We start from the raw sequence: 16,167 nt of genomic DNA, 5'->3' as shown, positions 1-16,167 counted from the left end.
TCATACCGTAAAAGTATGAACGCGTAAGTGATCAAAATTGATAAGTAACACCCACTGTGGCCGTTGTACCTAAACCTTTAATGTTGTATCCACCATAGGTGTAAGATTGCGCACGGGCAGGGAAGTAGTCTTGGTTAAATAGGTTTTCTATCCCGATAAAACTTTTCCAGTTGTCTGCAAACTGATACTGACCGCTTAAATTAAAAACCGTGTAGTTATCGACAGGTCCCTGATCGCTAACATATTTACCATTATCATTAGGCTCAAAGCGCTTTCTATCACCCACATACAAGTAACTTAATGTTAATGATAGGGTGTCCGTAGGTTGCCAGTTAAGATTGGCTGTGGCTTTTGGTGGGCTGATTTGCTTAGAGCCTAAATATATATCGGCTTCAGTATTTTTACCTTCTACATAACTATAAGTTGCCAGTAATTTAAGGGATGGGCTTATGGTGTAGTCTACTAAGGCTTCATAACCCCAAATTTCTTGAGGTGCTCTAACCGGTTCATAAACACCGGTTACTTCATTAAATTTGTTTGTAGTACCAAGCTCAGAGGTGCTTCGATATGCTGCGACTTCTAAACGAACTGCATCAAATTGAGAATTAAAACCAATTTCATAATTATCGATAATTGAAGCTTGTGTTTGAATAAGGCCTATATCATTTACTGTGGCAGAGCGAAGCAGGCGGCCAATATCTGATATATCAGATCCCTGTGAGTAGTTTAAAAAGGGGCTGAATTTTTCATCTAGATTGTATTTAATGCCCACGTTATAGGTCGTAGCATTGTAATCAACCGTGTCGCCTTTTACGCTAATTGGCACAGAGCATTGCGTGGCCGTTTTACATAATTTAAGCGTGCGATAATCATCTACGCTAAGGTCGATATTTTCTTTGCGTACACCGGCCTTTATTATTAAGTCATTAGCAATAACCCACTTAGTTTGTAAAAAGCCCGCGACACTTTTCATGTCCATTTCTGGCACCCAAACACGCCCATCAACCAGCGGTTGTGCAGTTACATCATTTAACGCATCAATTCCGTAAATAAATGACGCTTCAACTGAGTCAAAGTCTACCTGGGTATTAAAAGTTGCTCTGGCGCCTTTTTTTTCTGAACTTATAACTGATTGACCACCTTGATAATTCTCATCAGGATTGGCAAGGTTTGGAGAGAAGAAAAACACATTTTCTATATCTTGCGTATAGAGGTCTAACGTCATTTGTGTGTTTTCAAGCAGTGCGTAGTCGGTGTATTTTAAGGTTATATTTTCGTTGCCTTCTGGCCCTTGTGGTTTACCTTGCTTTTGTAATTCTGACGGCACATGAATGGCGTAGGTTTTTTCTCCTAGGCTCATATCACCAACAACATCGCCTAAGTCGGTTTTTTGTTGTGAACTGAAGTAGTTATAACTAAATTGGAGTTGCTTTTCATCATCAAAGTCATAGCCAAGCTTAGTGAAGTAATTTTGTGTAACGGCATCAGATAAACCATATTGTAAACCGAGAATATCGCCTTGCGAATCGCGTTGTACACCGTTTTCTTCATAGCTTGCAGTTACTAAGTAGCTAAATTTATCTGCACGACCATTCAATGCTGCAGATAACCTTGCGCCTGCGCTTTCTTCAAGTTTTACCGCACTAAAACGACTCGATAAGCTTATTTCACCTTGGGTTTGGCCATCACTTTGCGCTTGTTTGGTAATATAATTAATAATTCCGCCTGATGCGCCGTTACCATAAATTGACGTTGCCCCTTTAATGACTTCTATTCGACCTATTGCGCTTGGATCTAAGGTTTTTACCCCTAATGATCCGTTACGCAGTGGCGTTGACTGTGGCACGCCATCAATCATGATCAGTGGGGCACGCCCGCGTAAAGTTTGTCCTGAATTACTTGAGCTTCCAGTATCTGGAGCAAGGCCGGGAACCATTTGTGCTAAAAGGCTTTGTAATTCTGGATTAACTTTTAAATGCGCTTCTATTTGCTTTTGACTAATAATAGTTATGGAAGCAGGGACCTCATCAATACTTTCAAAAACACGACTACCCGAAACAATAACGTACTCCATTTCTGTTTGATTTAAATTTCTTTGGATCGTTGATTCGTCTGCAATACTGGCGCCACTGACTATTAATGCAATTAAGCTCAGAGATGTTTTAAACATGCGGGTCCTTCGTTTGAATGGTTTTAGTTGTATTAATGATGGGCGCAATATTAAGAGTAATTTAAAGTAAACGCAAGGTTAATGATAATTGTTTTTATTTGCATGCATGCTATTGCAAGCTATAGGGGGTCAAATATAACGTTGCGTTAAAATAGATGCTCGTAACGGCAGTTGATTATTGTTAGCAGGCCTTCTGCGTTTTGTTGCACAAGGCATAAAAATAAATATGTGTTCAGTTTTAATTACAAAGTACTTTGTATAATCAAACTAAGGTGAACAACACTCAATTACGCAGTGTTCAATTGCAAATTCATCATGTAAATAGTGTTTTATGGCATTAAGCTCAATAGGGGTATCTGTTTGCATCACAATTTCACAGTGAGTGGTAGTATCGTCCAGTTGCCACGCTTTTATTGATTTTATTTGCGTAATAGCAAACTGTTGCAGTAATTTCTTGCTTATAAGTTGCTGATCAAAACCAATGGGTGCTGCTTGCATTAAAATACTACAGCTCGCTTTCAGTAATAGCACGCCATGATAAATAACGTACAGTGATATTAATATTGTCGCTATTAAATCAACTACATACCACTGGTATAAAATGATTAAAGTACCGGCAATAATAACGACTATTGATGCCATTGCATCAGACACATTATGAATAAACGCCGCCTTTATATTCATGTTGTTTTTAGCGCCGGCTTTAAAGGTTAATAACGCAGTGACTAAATCAATGAGTAGCGCCACTGCGGCAACCCATACAATGATCCAGCCATTGATAGGTTGGGGGTTTAAATAACTATTTATGGCTTCAAAAATTAAATAACCACCGATGACTATTAACGTAGTGCTATTAAAAAGGGTTGCTAGTATTTCTGCGCGTTTGTAGCCAAAATGATGGGTTGTATCAGCCTGTTTATTGCCAATTTTTCGGGCAACGAGGGCAATAAAAATAGAGGCCGCATCACTTAGGTTATGTAATGCATCGGCAATTAATGAAAGGCTGCCAGAAAATACGCCACCAACAACTTGCACTGCAGTCAGTAAAATATTTATAAATACGGCAAGGGTGAGCTGTTTATCACTTTGGTTATCATCAACGTGACTGTGTGAGTGACCATGACCCATTTTAGTTAAACTCTCTTATTGCTTTACTTTTTACTCATAATGACAACTTTTTACCATTTATAAAAGCGCTGTTTTAATTTGTTTTTTAGATATCGTAATGGCTAAATTTAAATAAGCCCGTGATAGTTACGTATTGAATATAAAAACGATATGCTAGGGTATAAGTAAATGTATTAATGGCTTAAGTTATCATAATTATTTAGGCACTTTTTATTTTAAATTTAATAGGCATAAAAGTCGTTTTGAAGGGTTAATAACAATGAACACAGCAATAGAAATTCGCGATGCACAGCCAAGTGATGCAAAAACAATTCTGCATTTTATTAATGAGCTTGCCATTTACGAAAAAGAGCCAGATGCAGTTAAAACAGATGAACAAGCAATTTTAGATACACTGTTTTGCGACGGCGCAACAGCGCATAGTTTAATTTGTTTACAAGATGATGAACCGATTGGTTTTGCGGTGTATTTTTACAACTACTCTACTTGGTTAGGTAAAAATGGTCTCTATTTAGAAGATTTATATGTTAGCCCAGATAGCCGTGGAAATGGTGCCGGTAAAGCTATCATGAAAGAGCTGGCAAACAGAGCAATAAGCAAAGACTGTGGCCGCTTTGAGTGGGTAGTGCTTGATTGGAATAAACCCGCAATTGATTTTTATAATAGCATGGGCGCTGAGCCACAGAATGAATGGATTATATATCGTTTAACGGGCCAAGCATTGATTGATTTTGCAAACAAAGATTAGTACCGAATATGGCCAGTAATATACCTAGTTTTTGTTAAGCTAAGCGCTACATAACTTATAAGAGCAATTTATGGTTAATCAGCATTGGCAAAAAGCGCGTCAGAGCCGCGATGCGCGTTTTGATGGGCTTTTTTATGTAGCGGTAAAAACCACAGGTATTTATTGTCGGCCAATTTGCCCCGCGCCCACTGCGCATGAAAAAAATGTAACCTACTATCAGTTTGCGCACTCTGCAGCGCAAGCCGGGTTTAGGCCTTGTATTCGTTGCAGGCCCGATAGCGCACCAGGTAGTGCTGCTTGGCTGGGATCACAAACCACTGCATTGCGTGCTAAGCAGTTAATTGATCAATATCACGAGTGCGATTGTGAAGTTCTTGCTGCGCGTTTAGGAATAAGCAGCCGCTATTTAAGGCGGCTTTTTTCTCAATATTTTGGTCTTTCAGTAACTCAATATCGGTTATTTAATCAATGCCATTTTGCAAAAAAATTGATTCAAGAAACCAGCTTACCGCTTACCGAGATAGCGTTTGCTTCCGGCTTTAAAAGTGTGCGACGATTCAATGATGCTTTTTTAAAACAACTTAATATCGCGCCCTCAGCGCTCAGAACCGCCAAGCACTCAACTGATCTTGGGCTCACCTTAATTTTGCCTTTTCGTCCGCCGTATAACTGGCAAGCATTGCATGGGTTTTTAGCAAAACGACTTATAGAGCCAATAGAGTGGTTAACGCCAACCAGTTATGGGCGTACTTTTACTTATAAATCGTGTAGAGGCCACTTTAATGCTGAATTTATTGCAGATAAACATCATTTTCGGGTGCAAATTGATATAGATAATACGCAATATTTACAGCCAGTTATTAACAACATTCGCCGTGTACTTGATTTAGATGCAGATACTTATTTAATTGAGGCGCATTTAAGCGAACACATTAATAATGCATTTCCACTTACTAAAGGCTTAAGGTTACCGGGTATTTGGTCAACCTTTGAAGCGGGTATTCGCGCTGTGTTAGGTCAGCAGGTGAGTGTAACTGCGGCGCATAATTTAGTGACTCAATTAGTGCAACAGCTTTCAGAGCAACAAGAGGGAAAGGTGTACTTTCCAACACCTGAAGTAGTGGCAGGTAGTGATTTTGCTTTTTTTAAAATGCCGCAGGCACGTAAAAATGCACTGCATAATCTCGCTGAATTTTGTGCTATTCACCCCAAGGAGGATGATTTAGACCAATGGCTTACTTTAAAAGGAATTGGCCCTTGGACGGTTAATTACGCAAAACTGCGCGGTCAAAGCCAACCCGATATTTTACTTGATGGCGATTTAGGGGTTAAAAAAGCCCAAGCGGCAGCAAGCTCGTTTGAATCTGCGAACTGTGCACCATTTCGATCTTACTTAACTTTTCAACTTTGGCAGCAATTATGATAGTGCAAACCAGTTTACCCAGCCCGATTGACGATATTATTATTCAGGCAACTGAAAACGGTATTAGTTATGTGGGGTTTTATCCACCAACCAGTTATACCAGTACGCCTTTAAATAAGGTGACTAATTCACATGTTTTATCTTGTGTGGCGCAGCTTAATGAGTACTTTGCTCATACGCGTACTGAGTTTGATTTAGAGCTTGATACTGGCGGCACGCCATTTCAGCAAAGCGTATGGCAGGCATTACAAAGCATACCGTTTGCTAAAGTGGCAACCTATAAAGATATTGCCATACAATTAAATAATTCTAAAGCAGTGAGGGCGGTGGGGGCTGCAAATGGCAAAAACCCAATCAGTATTATTGTGCCGTGTCACCGCATCATTGGTGCAAATAAAAAGCTAACTGGTTATGCTGGTGGCTTAGAGCGTAAGCAATGGTTACTAGAGCACGAAGCAAAATAAATAAAATAGCGTTTCCAAATTTGTATTCTCTGCACTTTAGGGTAGCATAAGCGCACTTTTTATTTGAAGGCACGGCCATGGCGCAATTATACTTTTACTACTCTGCAATGAATGCAGGTAAATCAACCACTTTATTACAATCAGCGTTTAATTATAAAGAGCGCGGTATGGAGCCGGTGATCCTCACGGCTGCCATTGACGATAGAGCAGGAGTGGGCAAAGTATCCTCTCGTATAGGCCTTCAAGCAGATGCGCATATTTATGATGCGGATAAAGACGTGTACGAGCTAATTAAATCGCTCAATAGTGATAAAAAACGTCATTGTGTACTCGTGGATGAATGTCAGTTTTTATCTAAAGATCAAGTTATGCAGTTAACCGATGTAGTCGATGAATTAGGCATTCCCGTATTATGTTACGGCTTAAGAAACGACTTTAGAGGAGAGTTATTTAGCGGCTCGCAATATTTACTTGCTTGGGCTGATAAGTTAATAGAACTTAAAACGGTGTGTCATTGTGGGCGTAAAGCAAATCACGTATTACGTACCGATGAAAATGGCGAGGCTATTGCCGATGGCAACCAAGTAGAAATTGGCGGCAACGACCGTTATGAATCGGTGTGCCGCAAACATTATAAAGCCGCGTTAAATATGGGCCGTTAAGGCTTTAATAAAGGTATCTATATCCGCTTTGGTAATACCTAAATGGGTTACTAGCCTAAGTTGCTTACTTGGGCTAAACACAATGTCCTGTGCTTTTAAATCGGCTGCTAGTTTTGTGATGTTTATGTTGTTATCAAACGTAGCGTAAACCATGTTTGTGGTATTACTCATGTTTACGTTAAAACCTGCCACGTTATTTAACTGCTTTGCTAAATAACGTGCATTAGCGTGGTCATCGACTAAACGTTGAGTGTTATTTTCTAAAGCATATTGTCCCGCAGCAGCTAATATACCCGCTTGGCGCATACCGCCGCCAAGCACTTTTCGCCAGCGTCTTGCTTTGGCTATCAATGCTGTTGAACCAAGCAATAATGAACCAACAGGTGCACCTAATCCTTTTGATAAGCAAATAGATACAGAGTCAAAATGTTGGGTTATTTCTTTAATATCAACGTTAAGCTCGGCAGCGGCATTAAAAGCGCGAGCACCATCTAAATGCAGTGCTAAGTTATGTTGGTTAACAAATTCGCGTGCTTTGAGTAAATAATCAATACCGAGTACTTTACCACCTATGGTGTTTTCAAGGCTTAACAGGCGGGTTTTTGCAAAGTGGCTATCATCGGGTTTAATTGCTGCAGCAATTTTAGTAAAACATAGACTACCATCGGCTTCATTTTCAATAGGCTGTGGCTGAATAGAGCCTAAAACGGCAGCGCCACCGCCTTCAAACTTGTAGTTATGAGCATTTTGGCCACATATATACTCGTCGCCGCGTTCACAATGGGCCATTAATGCAAGCAGATTTGTTTGTGTGCCTGAGCTACAAAAAAGTGCATCTTGCACATTAAAACGTAATCGAGCATAAGCTTCTAATTGGTTTACACTTTCATCATCGCCATAAACGTCGTCGCCGACGGGGGCATGATACATAATATCCCGCATTTTGCTGCACGGTTTTGTTACTGTATCTGAGCGAAAATCTATCATGGGGTGTCCTTAAGTGGCTTTATACTAATTCTTCACAAATTTGTTCTCGGGTGGCTTTATCAAAATAGCTCCATGCAATAAAGCGACTGACTTTTTGCCCTTGTGCCATTTCAACAATTTTAAATTCACTAATAGGCTGTTGTTTTAGCTGTGCTTCTAAGGCTGCTAGAGTTTCTTTTTTAGAAACCAACGAGGTAAACCAAATTACTTGGTCACTGTGAACCCTGCTTTCTTTGATCATGTTAGAAATGAATGCTAACTCACCACCTTCACACCACAGCTCATTACTTTGTCCGCCAAAATTAAGTGCTTGCGAAGGCGCTTTGCCTAAGTTTTTCCATTTACGTTCACTGCCTTTACTGGCTTCTTCTGCACTGGCGTGAAATGGCGGGTTACACATCGTTAAATGATACAAATCTTTCGCATTAACCACCCCTTTAAAAATATGCTCGGGATTTTTTTGTTGTTTAAGCGTTATTTTTAGATTATTGAACTGAGCGAGCTGCTTGGCTATTTTTATTGCTGCAGAGTCTATGTCGCTGCCAGTAAAATGCCATTGGTATTCGCTATTGCCCGTTAGCGGGTAAACTAAGTTAGCGCCAGTGCCTATATCAAGCACTTTAATTTGTCGGCCAGTGGGAATAACCTGCTGATTATTTTCGCTGAGTAAGTCAGCTAAGTAATGAATATAATCTACTCTACCTGGAATAGGTGGGCACAAGTTGTGCTCAGGAATGTCCCAAAAGTTAATGTTGTAATGACTTTTTAATAGCGCCTGGTTCAAGGTTTTTACAGCTAAGTTATTACTAAAATCAATACTTTGATTGCCTGCTGGAGTCGTAATTAAAAAAGCAGTTAACGAAGGGGTTTGCGAGGTAAGCAAATTAAAATCGTAACCATTTTTGTGTTGATTGCGCGGATGTAATTTAGAACGAGTTGATTTTGCTTTCATGAGGCTTTTTTAACAACAGGAATAAAAGCCAATAGTAACAAATACAGACAGAAAAAGTGCATAATTTTCCCTTTGGCTTACCAGTTATTACTGGTAGGATGAGTTGTTAGCAATTATAAGGAATTCGCTTTGGCAGTTACTCAAGAGTCTGTTTTTATTAAATTAGGTGACCATCAAACACTGCATTTGCGCCGTATCGCCAACCAGCAGCCAAGTGGGCCTGTGGTGTTATTAATTCATGGTGCGGTAGAAAATGGCAAAATATTTTACACTCATAGCAATAAAGGGTTAGCGCCTTTTTTAGCTGAACAAGGGTATTGTTGCTACGTAGCTGATTTACGTGGGCGTGGTGAAAGTAAGCCAGCTATTTGTAAGCAAGCACGGTATGGACAAACTGAGGCGATTGTTGAGGATATTCCGGCATTTATTGAGAAAATTGAACAGTTAGAGAGTAAAAAACCTGACTTTTTAGTTGCTCATTCTTGGGGGGGGGTGTTGCTTAATAGCGTGTTTGCTCGCTTTCCTGAGCTGATAAACGATGTAAAAGCGTGTGCCTATTTTGGTTCAAAGCGTTCGCTATTTAATAACCACCCTAAAAAGTTATTTCAGGCCAATTTGATTTGGTATTTTATGGCACCAATTTTAGCGAAAAAACACGGTTATTTACCGGCAAAACGCTTAAAGTGGGGCAGTGATGATGAAACTCAAAAGTCGCACTATCAAAGTATGCAGTGGGCGAAACAAAACCCGTGGATAGACAGTGATGACGGGTTTGATTACGCTAAAACATTAGCAAATCTCACGCTTCCTCCAACGTTACATATTGCGGCAGTAAAAGATAAAGCATTGGCACAGCCTATCGATATTCAAAAGTTTATTGATGAGTCAGGTACTGGGGTGCAAAAAATGCAAATATATGGCCGCCGCTTTGGGCACAAAGTAGATTACGACCATATTAATATGCTTACTCACCCTCAGGCACGCCAAGAACAGTTTATGGATGTGCTTAATTGGTTTGAGGCAACGAGAGCAAACTAAGTAAAGGGGCTTCATAACGCTGCCATTTATCAAGGCTTTTGTTATTTATAGGTTGCCTGATGGCATGTTTACTGAGCGTTGTAACGGCGCTTTTGTTTTTGTAAAAGTCCAAACAAGTCTGTTCAAATTCGCAGCCAGTAAAACTCAATAGTGCGGTTAATTGATCTTTAGGATTTTCAATTAACTGCTCGTAACTTAAATTATAAATAGCTAAGCGGTTAAATTGCTGCCAATGGCTCATCAGTTTTTCATAAAGCTGATGATACAAAGCAAATTCATTTAAATCACAAAAATAGGGTTCGTTTTCAGCAAAGTAATTAGTAAACACTGAAAATGCGGTTGCATGAAAGTTGCGGGTCAGGTTTATAAACTTAGCATCTGGGAATAAAATATAAATTAACCCTAAGTTTTGGTAGTTGCTAGGCAGTTTATTGATCACAAATGCGCAATTGCCCTCAAAAGAGCTTAACGTATCTAAATAAATAGCTCTGGCTTGGTTAATTAAAGGTGTTGTTAGCTTAGTTAAGCATTGAGGGTAGCGTAACCCTGTTTTATGTTCTAAAAAGGCGACTACCTTATTACTAATACTGGAGTCTTCTCCAAGCGTTGCCCATTGACTGTGCCCTGCTAACATTTGTTCTAGTAGGGTTGAGCCGCTTCGTGGCATGCCAATAATAAACACAGGTGTGACAGGATACTGCTTATTTAGTTTTGCTAAATTGAGCACACTTTCATTGTTATATTCAATAAGTTGATCATAAAACCCAATTAAATCTTCAGTATTAAATTCACTGAGTTTGTGTTGTTGCTGATTGGCAATCACAAAATAGTTAAACGCTTGATCAGTATCGTCTAACTTGTCGTAACTTTTAGCTAAAGCATAGTAGCAGACCATTTTTAAGCGTAGGTTATTTGTTTGCGTTAAAAAATGGTGTAACTGATCAATGTAATTATTTGCTTTATTAAAGCGCCCTAATTGTACCAATTCAAATAAAACATAAGCCGTAACCGGAGCTATCCCAAGCTTTAATGCCTCCTCTAATGTGATCTGCGCTTTATCAAGCTCGCCAAAATTTAAATAATGCTGAGCTAAATAATAATGGGTGTCTGGGTTGTCTGCGGCAATGCTTGTTGCGTATTCGAGTACTTTTTGCGCATCTTCAGGGGAGTTGACCGCATTAAATGCATCACTTAATGCATACAAAGGTTCTAATACATAAGGGAGGTGCTGACACGCTCGTTGTAGTATATACACAGCAGCATCAAATTGTTCTAAACGCAGTGCTACTTTACCTAGGCCAAACAGGGCGTCACCATTGTCAGGCTCTGCTTGTAATAGCGTTTTGTAATGAAACTCAGCTTCTCTAAGCTTGTTTTGTGACAATAACTCATTCGCTTTTTTTAGTAGCATAATACAACTAATATTCTTTTTATTTACTATAACCCCAAAGCCACAAAAAATGCGAGTGTAAAAGTCATTTTAAATGGGTTTATAGAGGGTAATAAAAAGGCGAAATGCATTACACATTTCGCCTTTGATTATCATTAACACATTTTAGAAAGTATAGGTTGCTTTAGCGTAGTAAAAGCCACCATTAATTCCGTATGGAGATGTTTCGTAGTACTTACCACCCCAGTTGTTATTTGGTGCTACGGCGAAATCAAGTTTCTCTGCTTCTTGATCCAGTAGGTTTTGTGCACCGACTGAGAAACTAATTGAGTCATTCATGAAGTAAGTTACTTCAACATCTAATGTGACTGCTGCATCAGCCATTTTAGCCGTTTCATCATAATCTACGTGAACGCCTTGGTACTCACCAAAGTAGTTAAGACGAGAAAATGCTGAAAAGCTTTCCCATTGTTGTGCCCAGCTCAGTGTTGCACGGTGATTAGGTAAGTCATTTTCAAGACGACTTACTTTAAATGCTCCGGTAATATCACTTGAGCGTGTTACTTCTGTCTCATTCCAGTTGTAAGCTAAGCTGAATGTAGAGCTACCACTGAACAACTCAGCCGAGTAGTTAGCAACTAAGTCAACACCTTGAGTAGTGGTATCAAAGTCATTGGTAAAGAAACTAACTTGCGCTAAGTTTTGTACGTTAGGTACACCAGCAGCTTCGAGCGTGTCTTTATCTGCTTGGCTAAGTTCTATTTTATCTGACTGACTAATACGATCATCTACTTGGATGTTGTAGTAATCAACTGTTAAGAATAAATCGCCGATGGTGTATACCGCACCAAAGGTGTAGCTTTGCGATTCTTCAGGTTCAAGTTCAGTACCACCTAGTTGAATAGCAATTGGATTTGTAGGTGGTAACAATGCTGAATCTACCAGTACACCACTGCTTAAGTTAGTTTGTACGTTACTAACATTTGCTTGGCCTACGGTAGGCGCACGGAAACCGGTGCTAATTGAGCCTCGAACGTTTAGATCTTCAGTAAGATGGTATTGACCCATTAACTTATAGTTAGTGGTTGAACCAAAGGTATCGTAATCTTCGTAGCGAAGCGCTAAGCCCATTAAGAACTCTTCAGTAAATGGCGCTTCAATATCAATGTAAGCTGCATAGTTACGACGGTCGTATTCGCCCGCATCTGATGGCTTAAATCCAGGGAAACCGTTAGAGCCAATACCAAAACCTTGATCAGTTAATGGGCCGGCAATAAATGAAGCTTCATCGCCTGCTACTACGGTAAAGGTTTCTTCATGCCACTCTAAACCACCGGCAATGTTTACATCGTAAGCTAAGTCAAAGTCAAAACCCTTTGAAATATCAAAATTAAAGTTTTTCTCTAATTGTTCATATTTACCTGGGCTAAAATCACGCGGAGTATCTGGACCCAATGAAGCATTGATTGTGTCGTATATAAAGTAGCGAGATTCGTTGTAACCTACAGTACCGCTTAAATCATAGTAAGCGCCTTCTAAAAAGCCGCCAGTAAACTCACCTTTAGTACCAATAGTGAGTGACGTATCTGTAATATTACCACCAAAGTTTGGTGTAAAACCGCCCGGAAGCATTTCGTTAAATGCGAAACAATCAGGGTTGTTTGCTACACCATTAATGTAGTCAGGGTTATCAAGAACGTTGTCATCAATCATAATGGTTGGACAGTTACCGCTCATATCACCGGTTAAATCACCAACAAGAAGTGTTTCGCCACCATCATTTGAGTATGCACCAGGGCGAGTATGTGGGTTACGGTAATAAAAACCACCGCGTACATCACGCTCTGAGTAGTTACCAAACATATAAAATTGAGAGTCGTTAGTTAGCTCTAAACCAACATTACCAAAGATAGAGATGTCGTCATCTACCTCAGGTGCACCCCATACTTGGGTGATTGGGGCAATGTCTGGAACGCCTGCAGCATCAAGTGCTGTGGCATCGGCTCTTTGTACTGAACGGCTGGTCGCATCGGCTGTTTTGTACTGAAAACTTAAATTTGCAAAACCGCTATCGGTAAATGGTAAGCCCACATTACCTGAAATTTGGGTTGTATCACCATCGCCTTCGTAATATTGGCCTTTACGAACTTCGAAAGATCCGCCTTCTGAGGCATCTTTAAGTTGGAAGTTTAAAACCCCAGCAATCGCATCAGAACCATATTGTGCAGCAGCACCATCGCGAAGTACTTCCACTTGTTTCAGTGCAATACTTGGAATAACTGAAATGTCGGCACCTTGAGCACCATCATTAATACCACCACCTAAAAAGGCAATAACAGAGGCACGATGACGACGTTTACCGTTAAGTAAAATTAGTGTGCTATCAGAAGGAAGTCCGCGCAAGTTTGCAGGGCGTACTAATGAAGCGGCATCACTGATTGGCATTGAGTGAACGTTTAAAGAAGGAATAGCCCCTTTTAACAGCTCTAGCATATCTGTGTTGCCTGACTTGCTAAGCTCTTCGCCACCGATAATGTCGATAGGAACAGGTGAGTCACCAATAGAGCGAGGCGCAGAGCGGGTACCAACTACGGCAATTTTTTCTACGTTTTTGTTTACTTTAACTTCGGTTTGCTCTTCTTGAGCAATTGCTGAACCAGAAACAAACAAGCCTGCGGCTGTTGTTGCTAGAGCAAATTTGATCGCCTGTTGAAGCGCATTGCTTTTTAATTTCATTCTAAATATCCCCAGTTAGAATTGATTTGTATAGTCTATTTACTGACTTATTTTTGTGGACATTTCACATTCAATGGGGAGCAAATATAGCTAACTCACTCCTAAAAGCTTAATTAATTAAGCGCACCTCCTGTGAGTCCTCGAAATAGACTATAGATAAAAAAACTAAAGAGGGCAATGGCTAATTAACCACTATTTAACAAGTGGAAACAAATGGTTTATCTAAAAATAACGCAGAGTTAATCACAACTAGGGCGAGAAAAGGGGGTAAAAACAGACATTGATACATAATTACTAACTAAATAAGCTATTTTAGTTATTTTCTATTATTGAATTAAATTGACTTACTGTTGATATTTTCACCATGGTGTTTTTTCCACGCAGCCAGCTTTTCTTTATATTCATCCCACACACAAGGGCAGCAACTGCCGCCGCCACAGCACTCATCAGATTTTGGTCTTTCGGGTTTAGTACTAGGGATGTTTTTTTGCATTTTTTTATTACAAAAGTGGAAAAAAGGACGCTTAGAATAAATGATTGAATAAAGCGTGTAAATTATTCTTTGTGAACTTAGAGCGCTGTGTGAGAATACAGGCTATGCGATTATATAAAGTCATTCATCGTGCACCCTGGCGGGTTGCTAAAATAAGTAAAAAGCGACAACAACTACGCTTTCGTCGTGCTATGGTCGCGCTTAAAATAGCTCTTGCTCAGGAAAAGCAAGAAACCAAAGAAATGCTAATAACTTATAGGCGTTATACCCAAGGGCAAACAAACAAAGCAGAACTAAAACGCGCCAACGAGCAGTTTGTAGATATATTAAAAGGATTAGGACTAGGCGTTTTTGCGTTATTGCCGTTTGCACCATTAACTATTCCACTGGTTGTTAAACTAGGGCAGTTAGTGGGTGTTGATGTATTACCGAGTTCTTTTAGTATGAATAAGCCTATTAAAGAAATTGATCAACAGATTGCCCAACAAAGCCAACAGCAAGACTCAACTCCCTCAAAGAAGAAGTAAGCTAGCAGAACATAATTAGCTATACCTTTTAATAGTGCTTATTGTTATGCTAGGACATCATTTTCTATTATGTGAGTCATTAATGAGCGCTTTACTTCGTCATACCTCTTCAGGAATTCCTCTATCTTTTATTGTTAAAAATGAATTAACAGACTGGCTTACTCAGCAACCAAGCTTTGTGCAGCAGTGGCTTGCAAATACCGATTTTGAAAAGTCAGGACTTGCGCTAATACCAAACGCAGAAACCGGTGAATTAAGCCAAGTATTTTGTATTATGCAACGAGTCGATGATTTTTGGGCTGCTGGCGAGCTTGCGAATAAATTACCTAAAGGCTGCTATCAAATTCAGGGTGATGAGTCTTTAGTTTCTCAACTTGCTTTAGGCTTTGTGTTAGGTGGTTATGAGTTCAGTGAGTATAAACAAAAAGCCACAGCAAAAGCTCAGCTTGGCATTGCCGATAAAACATTATATGAGCAAGTAAAACAACAAGCAGATGCAATTAATCTAGCTCGCGACTTAGTTAATACCCCAGCTGCCGATATGATGCCGCAGCACTTATCACAGGTAATGAGCGATTTAGCTGATACATTCGACGGCGAGTTTACCCAATGGGTAGGCGATGAGCTATTAGAACAAAATTATCCAACTATTCATATGGTAGGCCGTGCAAGTGAAAACAAACCGCGTTTACTCGATTTGAAGTGGGGGGCGGTTGATGCGCCACAAATTACATTAGTCGGTAAAGGTGTATGTTTTGACTCAGGTGGGCTAGATTTAAAACCAAGTTCAGGCATGCGTAACATGAAAAAAGATATGGGCGGGGCAGCGCATGTTATTGCCTTGGCTCAATTAATTATGGCTGCTAACTTACCAATACGCCTTCGCGTTTTAGTACCTGCGGTTGAAAATGCTGTTTCGCGTAATGCATTTCGCCCTGGCGATGTAATAAAAACCCGTAAAGGTATTATGGTCGAAATAGATAATACTGATGCAGAAGGGCGACTAGTTCTGTGTGATGCTTTGAGCGAAGCACAAAACGATGAGCCTGAATTAATTATTGATTTTGCTACCTTAACCGGCGCGTGCCGTGTTGCTTTAGGGACAGAACTGCCAGGCTTTTTCTCAACGGAACGTGATGTCGCTAATGCGATTATGGATTCGGGGATGCAAGTTAACGACCCTGTTTGGCAATTACCGTTATTCGAGCAATACACCCCATTTTTGAAAAGCGATGTGGCTGATATGACTAACTGTTCAAGTACGCCATTTGGTGGCGCAATAACCGCTGCGCTTTATTTGAAAGAATTTGTAGAGCCAAACACACCATGGGTTCATTTTGATGTAATGGCATGGAACTTACGAGCATTACCAGGGCGCCCTGCAGGTGGTGAAGCTCTGGGTATTCGTGCAGTATTTACTTACCTACAAAATCGATTTAACTAACCTAA

At 40.0% G+C, this 16,167-nt stretch carries 14 protein-coding genes; 7 read left to right on the top strand and 7 right to left on the bottom strand.

Translation table 11 applies throughout. The features are described 5' to 3' along the window. Window positions 1–31 precede the first annotated feature (31 nt). Both MTF66_RS09125 and MTF66_RS09120 read right to left on the bottom strand, forming a co-directional pair. Window positions 32–2,170, bottom strand: a complete 2,139-nt coding sequence (locus tag MTF66_RS09125; RefSeq protein WP_248527066.1) for a TonB-dependent receptor — start codon at window positions 2,168–2,170, stop codon at window positions 32–34. 267 nt (window positions 2,171–2,437) lie between these two features. Next, window positions 2,438–3,298, bottom strand: coding sequence for a cation diffusion facilitator family transporter (locus tag MTF66_RS09120; protein WP_248527065.1), 861 nt, complete (start codon window positions 3,296–3,298; stop codon window positions 2,438–2,440). 259 nt (window positions 3,299–3,557) lie between these two features. Between MTF66_RS09120 and MTF66_RS09115 the strand changes: the two genes are divergently transcribed. The 4 genes from MTF66_RS09115 to MTF66_RS09100 all read left to right on the top strand — a co-directional run bounded on the left by MTF66_RS09115 (window position 3,558) and on the right by MTF66_RS09100 (window position 6,595). Beyond that, window positions 3,558–4,046 carry a GNAT family N-acetyltransferase gene (locus MTF66_RS09115; protein WP_010389137.1) on the top strand — a complete coding sequence of 163 codons (489 nt, stop codon included), beginning with the start codon at window positions 3,558–3,560 and terminating at the stop codon, window positions 4,044–4,046. A gap of 70 nt (window positions 4,047–4,116) precedes the next feature. Then, the gene (locus tag MTF66_RS09110; protein ID WP_138621864.1) at window positions 4,117–5,469 is read left to right on the top strand and encodes a DNA-3-methyladenine glycosylase 2 family protein; all 1,353 of its coding nucleotides are present in this window, start codon (window positions 4,117–4,119) and stop codon (window positions 5,467–5,469) included. After that, complete coding sequence (locus tag MTF66_RS09105) at window positions 5,466–5,933, top strand: methylated-DNA--[protein]-cysteine S-methyltransferase (protein WP_138621866.1); 468 nt, start codon at window positions 5,466–5,468, stop codon at window positions 5,931–5,933. Before MTF66_RS09110 ends, MTF66_RS09105 begins: the two co-directional genes overlap by 4 nt. Window positions 5,934–6,010: 77 nt before the next feature. Next, window positions 6,011–6,595, top strand: coding sequence for a thymidine kinase (locus MTF66_RS09100; protein WP_008112278.1), 585 nt, complete (start codon window positions 6,011–6,013; stop codon window positions 6,593–6,595). Here the strand turns inward: MTF66_RS09100 and ltaE are convergent. Continuing rightward, a complete protein-coding gene (gene ltaE / locus MTF66_RS09095; RefSeq protein WP_008112280.1) occupies window positions 6,578–7,582 on the bottom strand; it encodes a low-specificity L-threonine aldolase in 1,005 nt (334 codons plus the stop codon). The genes MTF66_RS09100 and ltaE overlap by 18 nt on opposite strands. 19 nt (window positions 7,583–7,601) lie before the next feature. Continuing rightward, complete coding sequence (gene rlmF, locus MTF66_RS09090) at window positions 7,602–8,534, bottom strand: 23S rRNA (adenine(1618)-N(6))-methyltransferase RlmF (protein ID WP_138621868.1); 933 nt, start codon at window positions 8,532–8,534, stop codon at window positions 7,602–7,604. 129 nt (window positions 8,535–8,663) lie between these two features. On the opposite strand from rlmF, the gene MTF66_RS09085 reads away from it, so the two are divergent. Beyond that, the gene (locus MTF66_RS09085) at window positions 8,664–9,572 is read left to right on the top strand and encodes an alpha/beta fold hydrolase (protein WP_075170323.1); all 909 of its coding nucleotides are present in this window, start codon (window positions 8,664–8,666) and stop codon (window positions 9,570–9,572) included. Here MTF66_RS09085 and MTF66_RS09080 read toward each other — a convergent pair. The 3 genes from MTF66_RS09080 to MTF66_RS09070 all read right to left on the bottom strand — a co-directional run bounded on the left by MTF66_RS09080 (window position 9,541) and on the right by MTF66_RS09070 (window position 14,191). Beyond that, a complete protein-coding gene (locus MTF66_RS09080) occupies window positions 9,541–10,983 on the bottom strand; it encodes a sulfotransferase (protein ID WP_138621872.1) in 1,443 nt (480 codons plus the stop codon). The genes MTF66_RS09085 and MTF66_RS09080 overlap by 32 nt on opposite strands. A 144-nt stretch (window positions 10,984–11,127) precedes the next feature. Then, window positions 11,128–13,698, bottom strand: coding sequence for a TonB-dependent siderophore receptor (locus MTF66_RS09075; RefSeq protein ID WP_054201280.1), 2,571 nt, complete (start codon window positions 13,696–13,698; stop codon window positions 11,128–11,130). Between the two features lie 334 nt (window positions 13,699–14,032). Beyond that, window positions 14,033–14,191: an oxidoreductase-like domain-containing protein gene (locus MTF66_RS09070; protein WP_010389126.1), complete on the bottom strand. Its 159-nt coding sequence runs from the start codon at window positions 14,189–14,191 to the stop codon at window positions 14,033–14,035. A 104-nt stretch (window positions 14,192–14,295) separates the two neighbouring features. Here MTF66_RS09070 and MTF66_RS09065 point away from each other — a divergent pair, with 104 nt between their 5' ends. Both MTF66_RS09065 and MTF66_RS09060 read left to right on the top strand, forming a co-directional pair. After that, window positions 14,296–14,718, top strand: a complete 423-nt coding sequence (locus tag MTF66_RS09065; RefSeq protein ID WP_010389125.1) for a hypothetical protein — start codon at window positions 14,296–14,298, stop codon at window positions 14,716–14,718. A gap of 82 nt (window positions 14,719–14,800) precedes the next feature. Next, window positions 14,801–16,162, top strand: a complete 1,362-nt coding sequence (locus tag MTF66_RS09060) for a M17 family metallopeptidase (protein ID WP_138621874.1) — start codon at window positions 14,801–14,803, stop codon at window positions 16,160–16,162. Window positions 16,163–16,167: the final 5 nt, after the last annotated feature.

The organism is Pseudoalteromonas sp. 2CM39R (assembly GCF_023161845.1).
The sequence above is the reverse complement of the archived record's forward strand: the minus strand, read 5'-3'. Positions and strand labels throughout refer to the sequence as shown.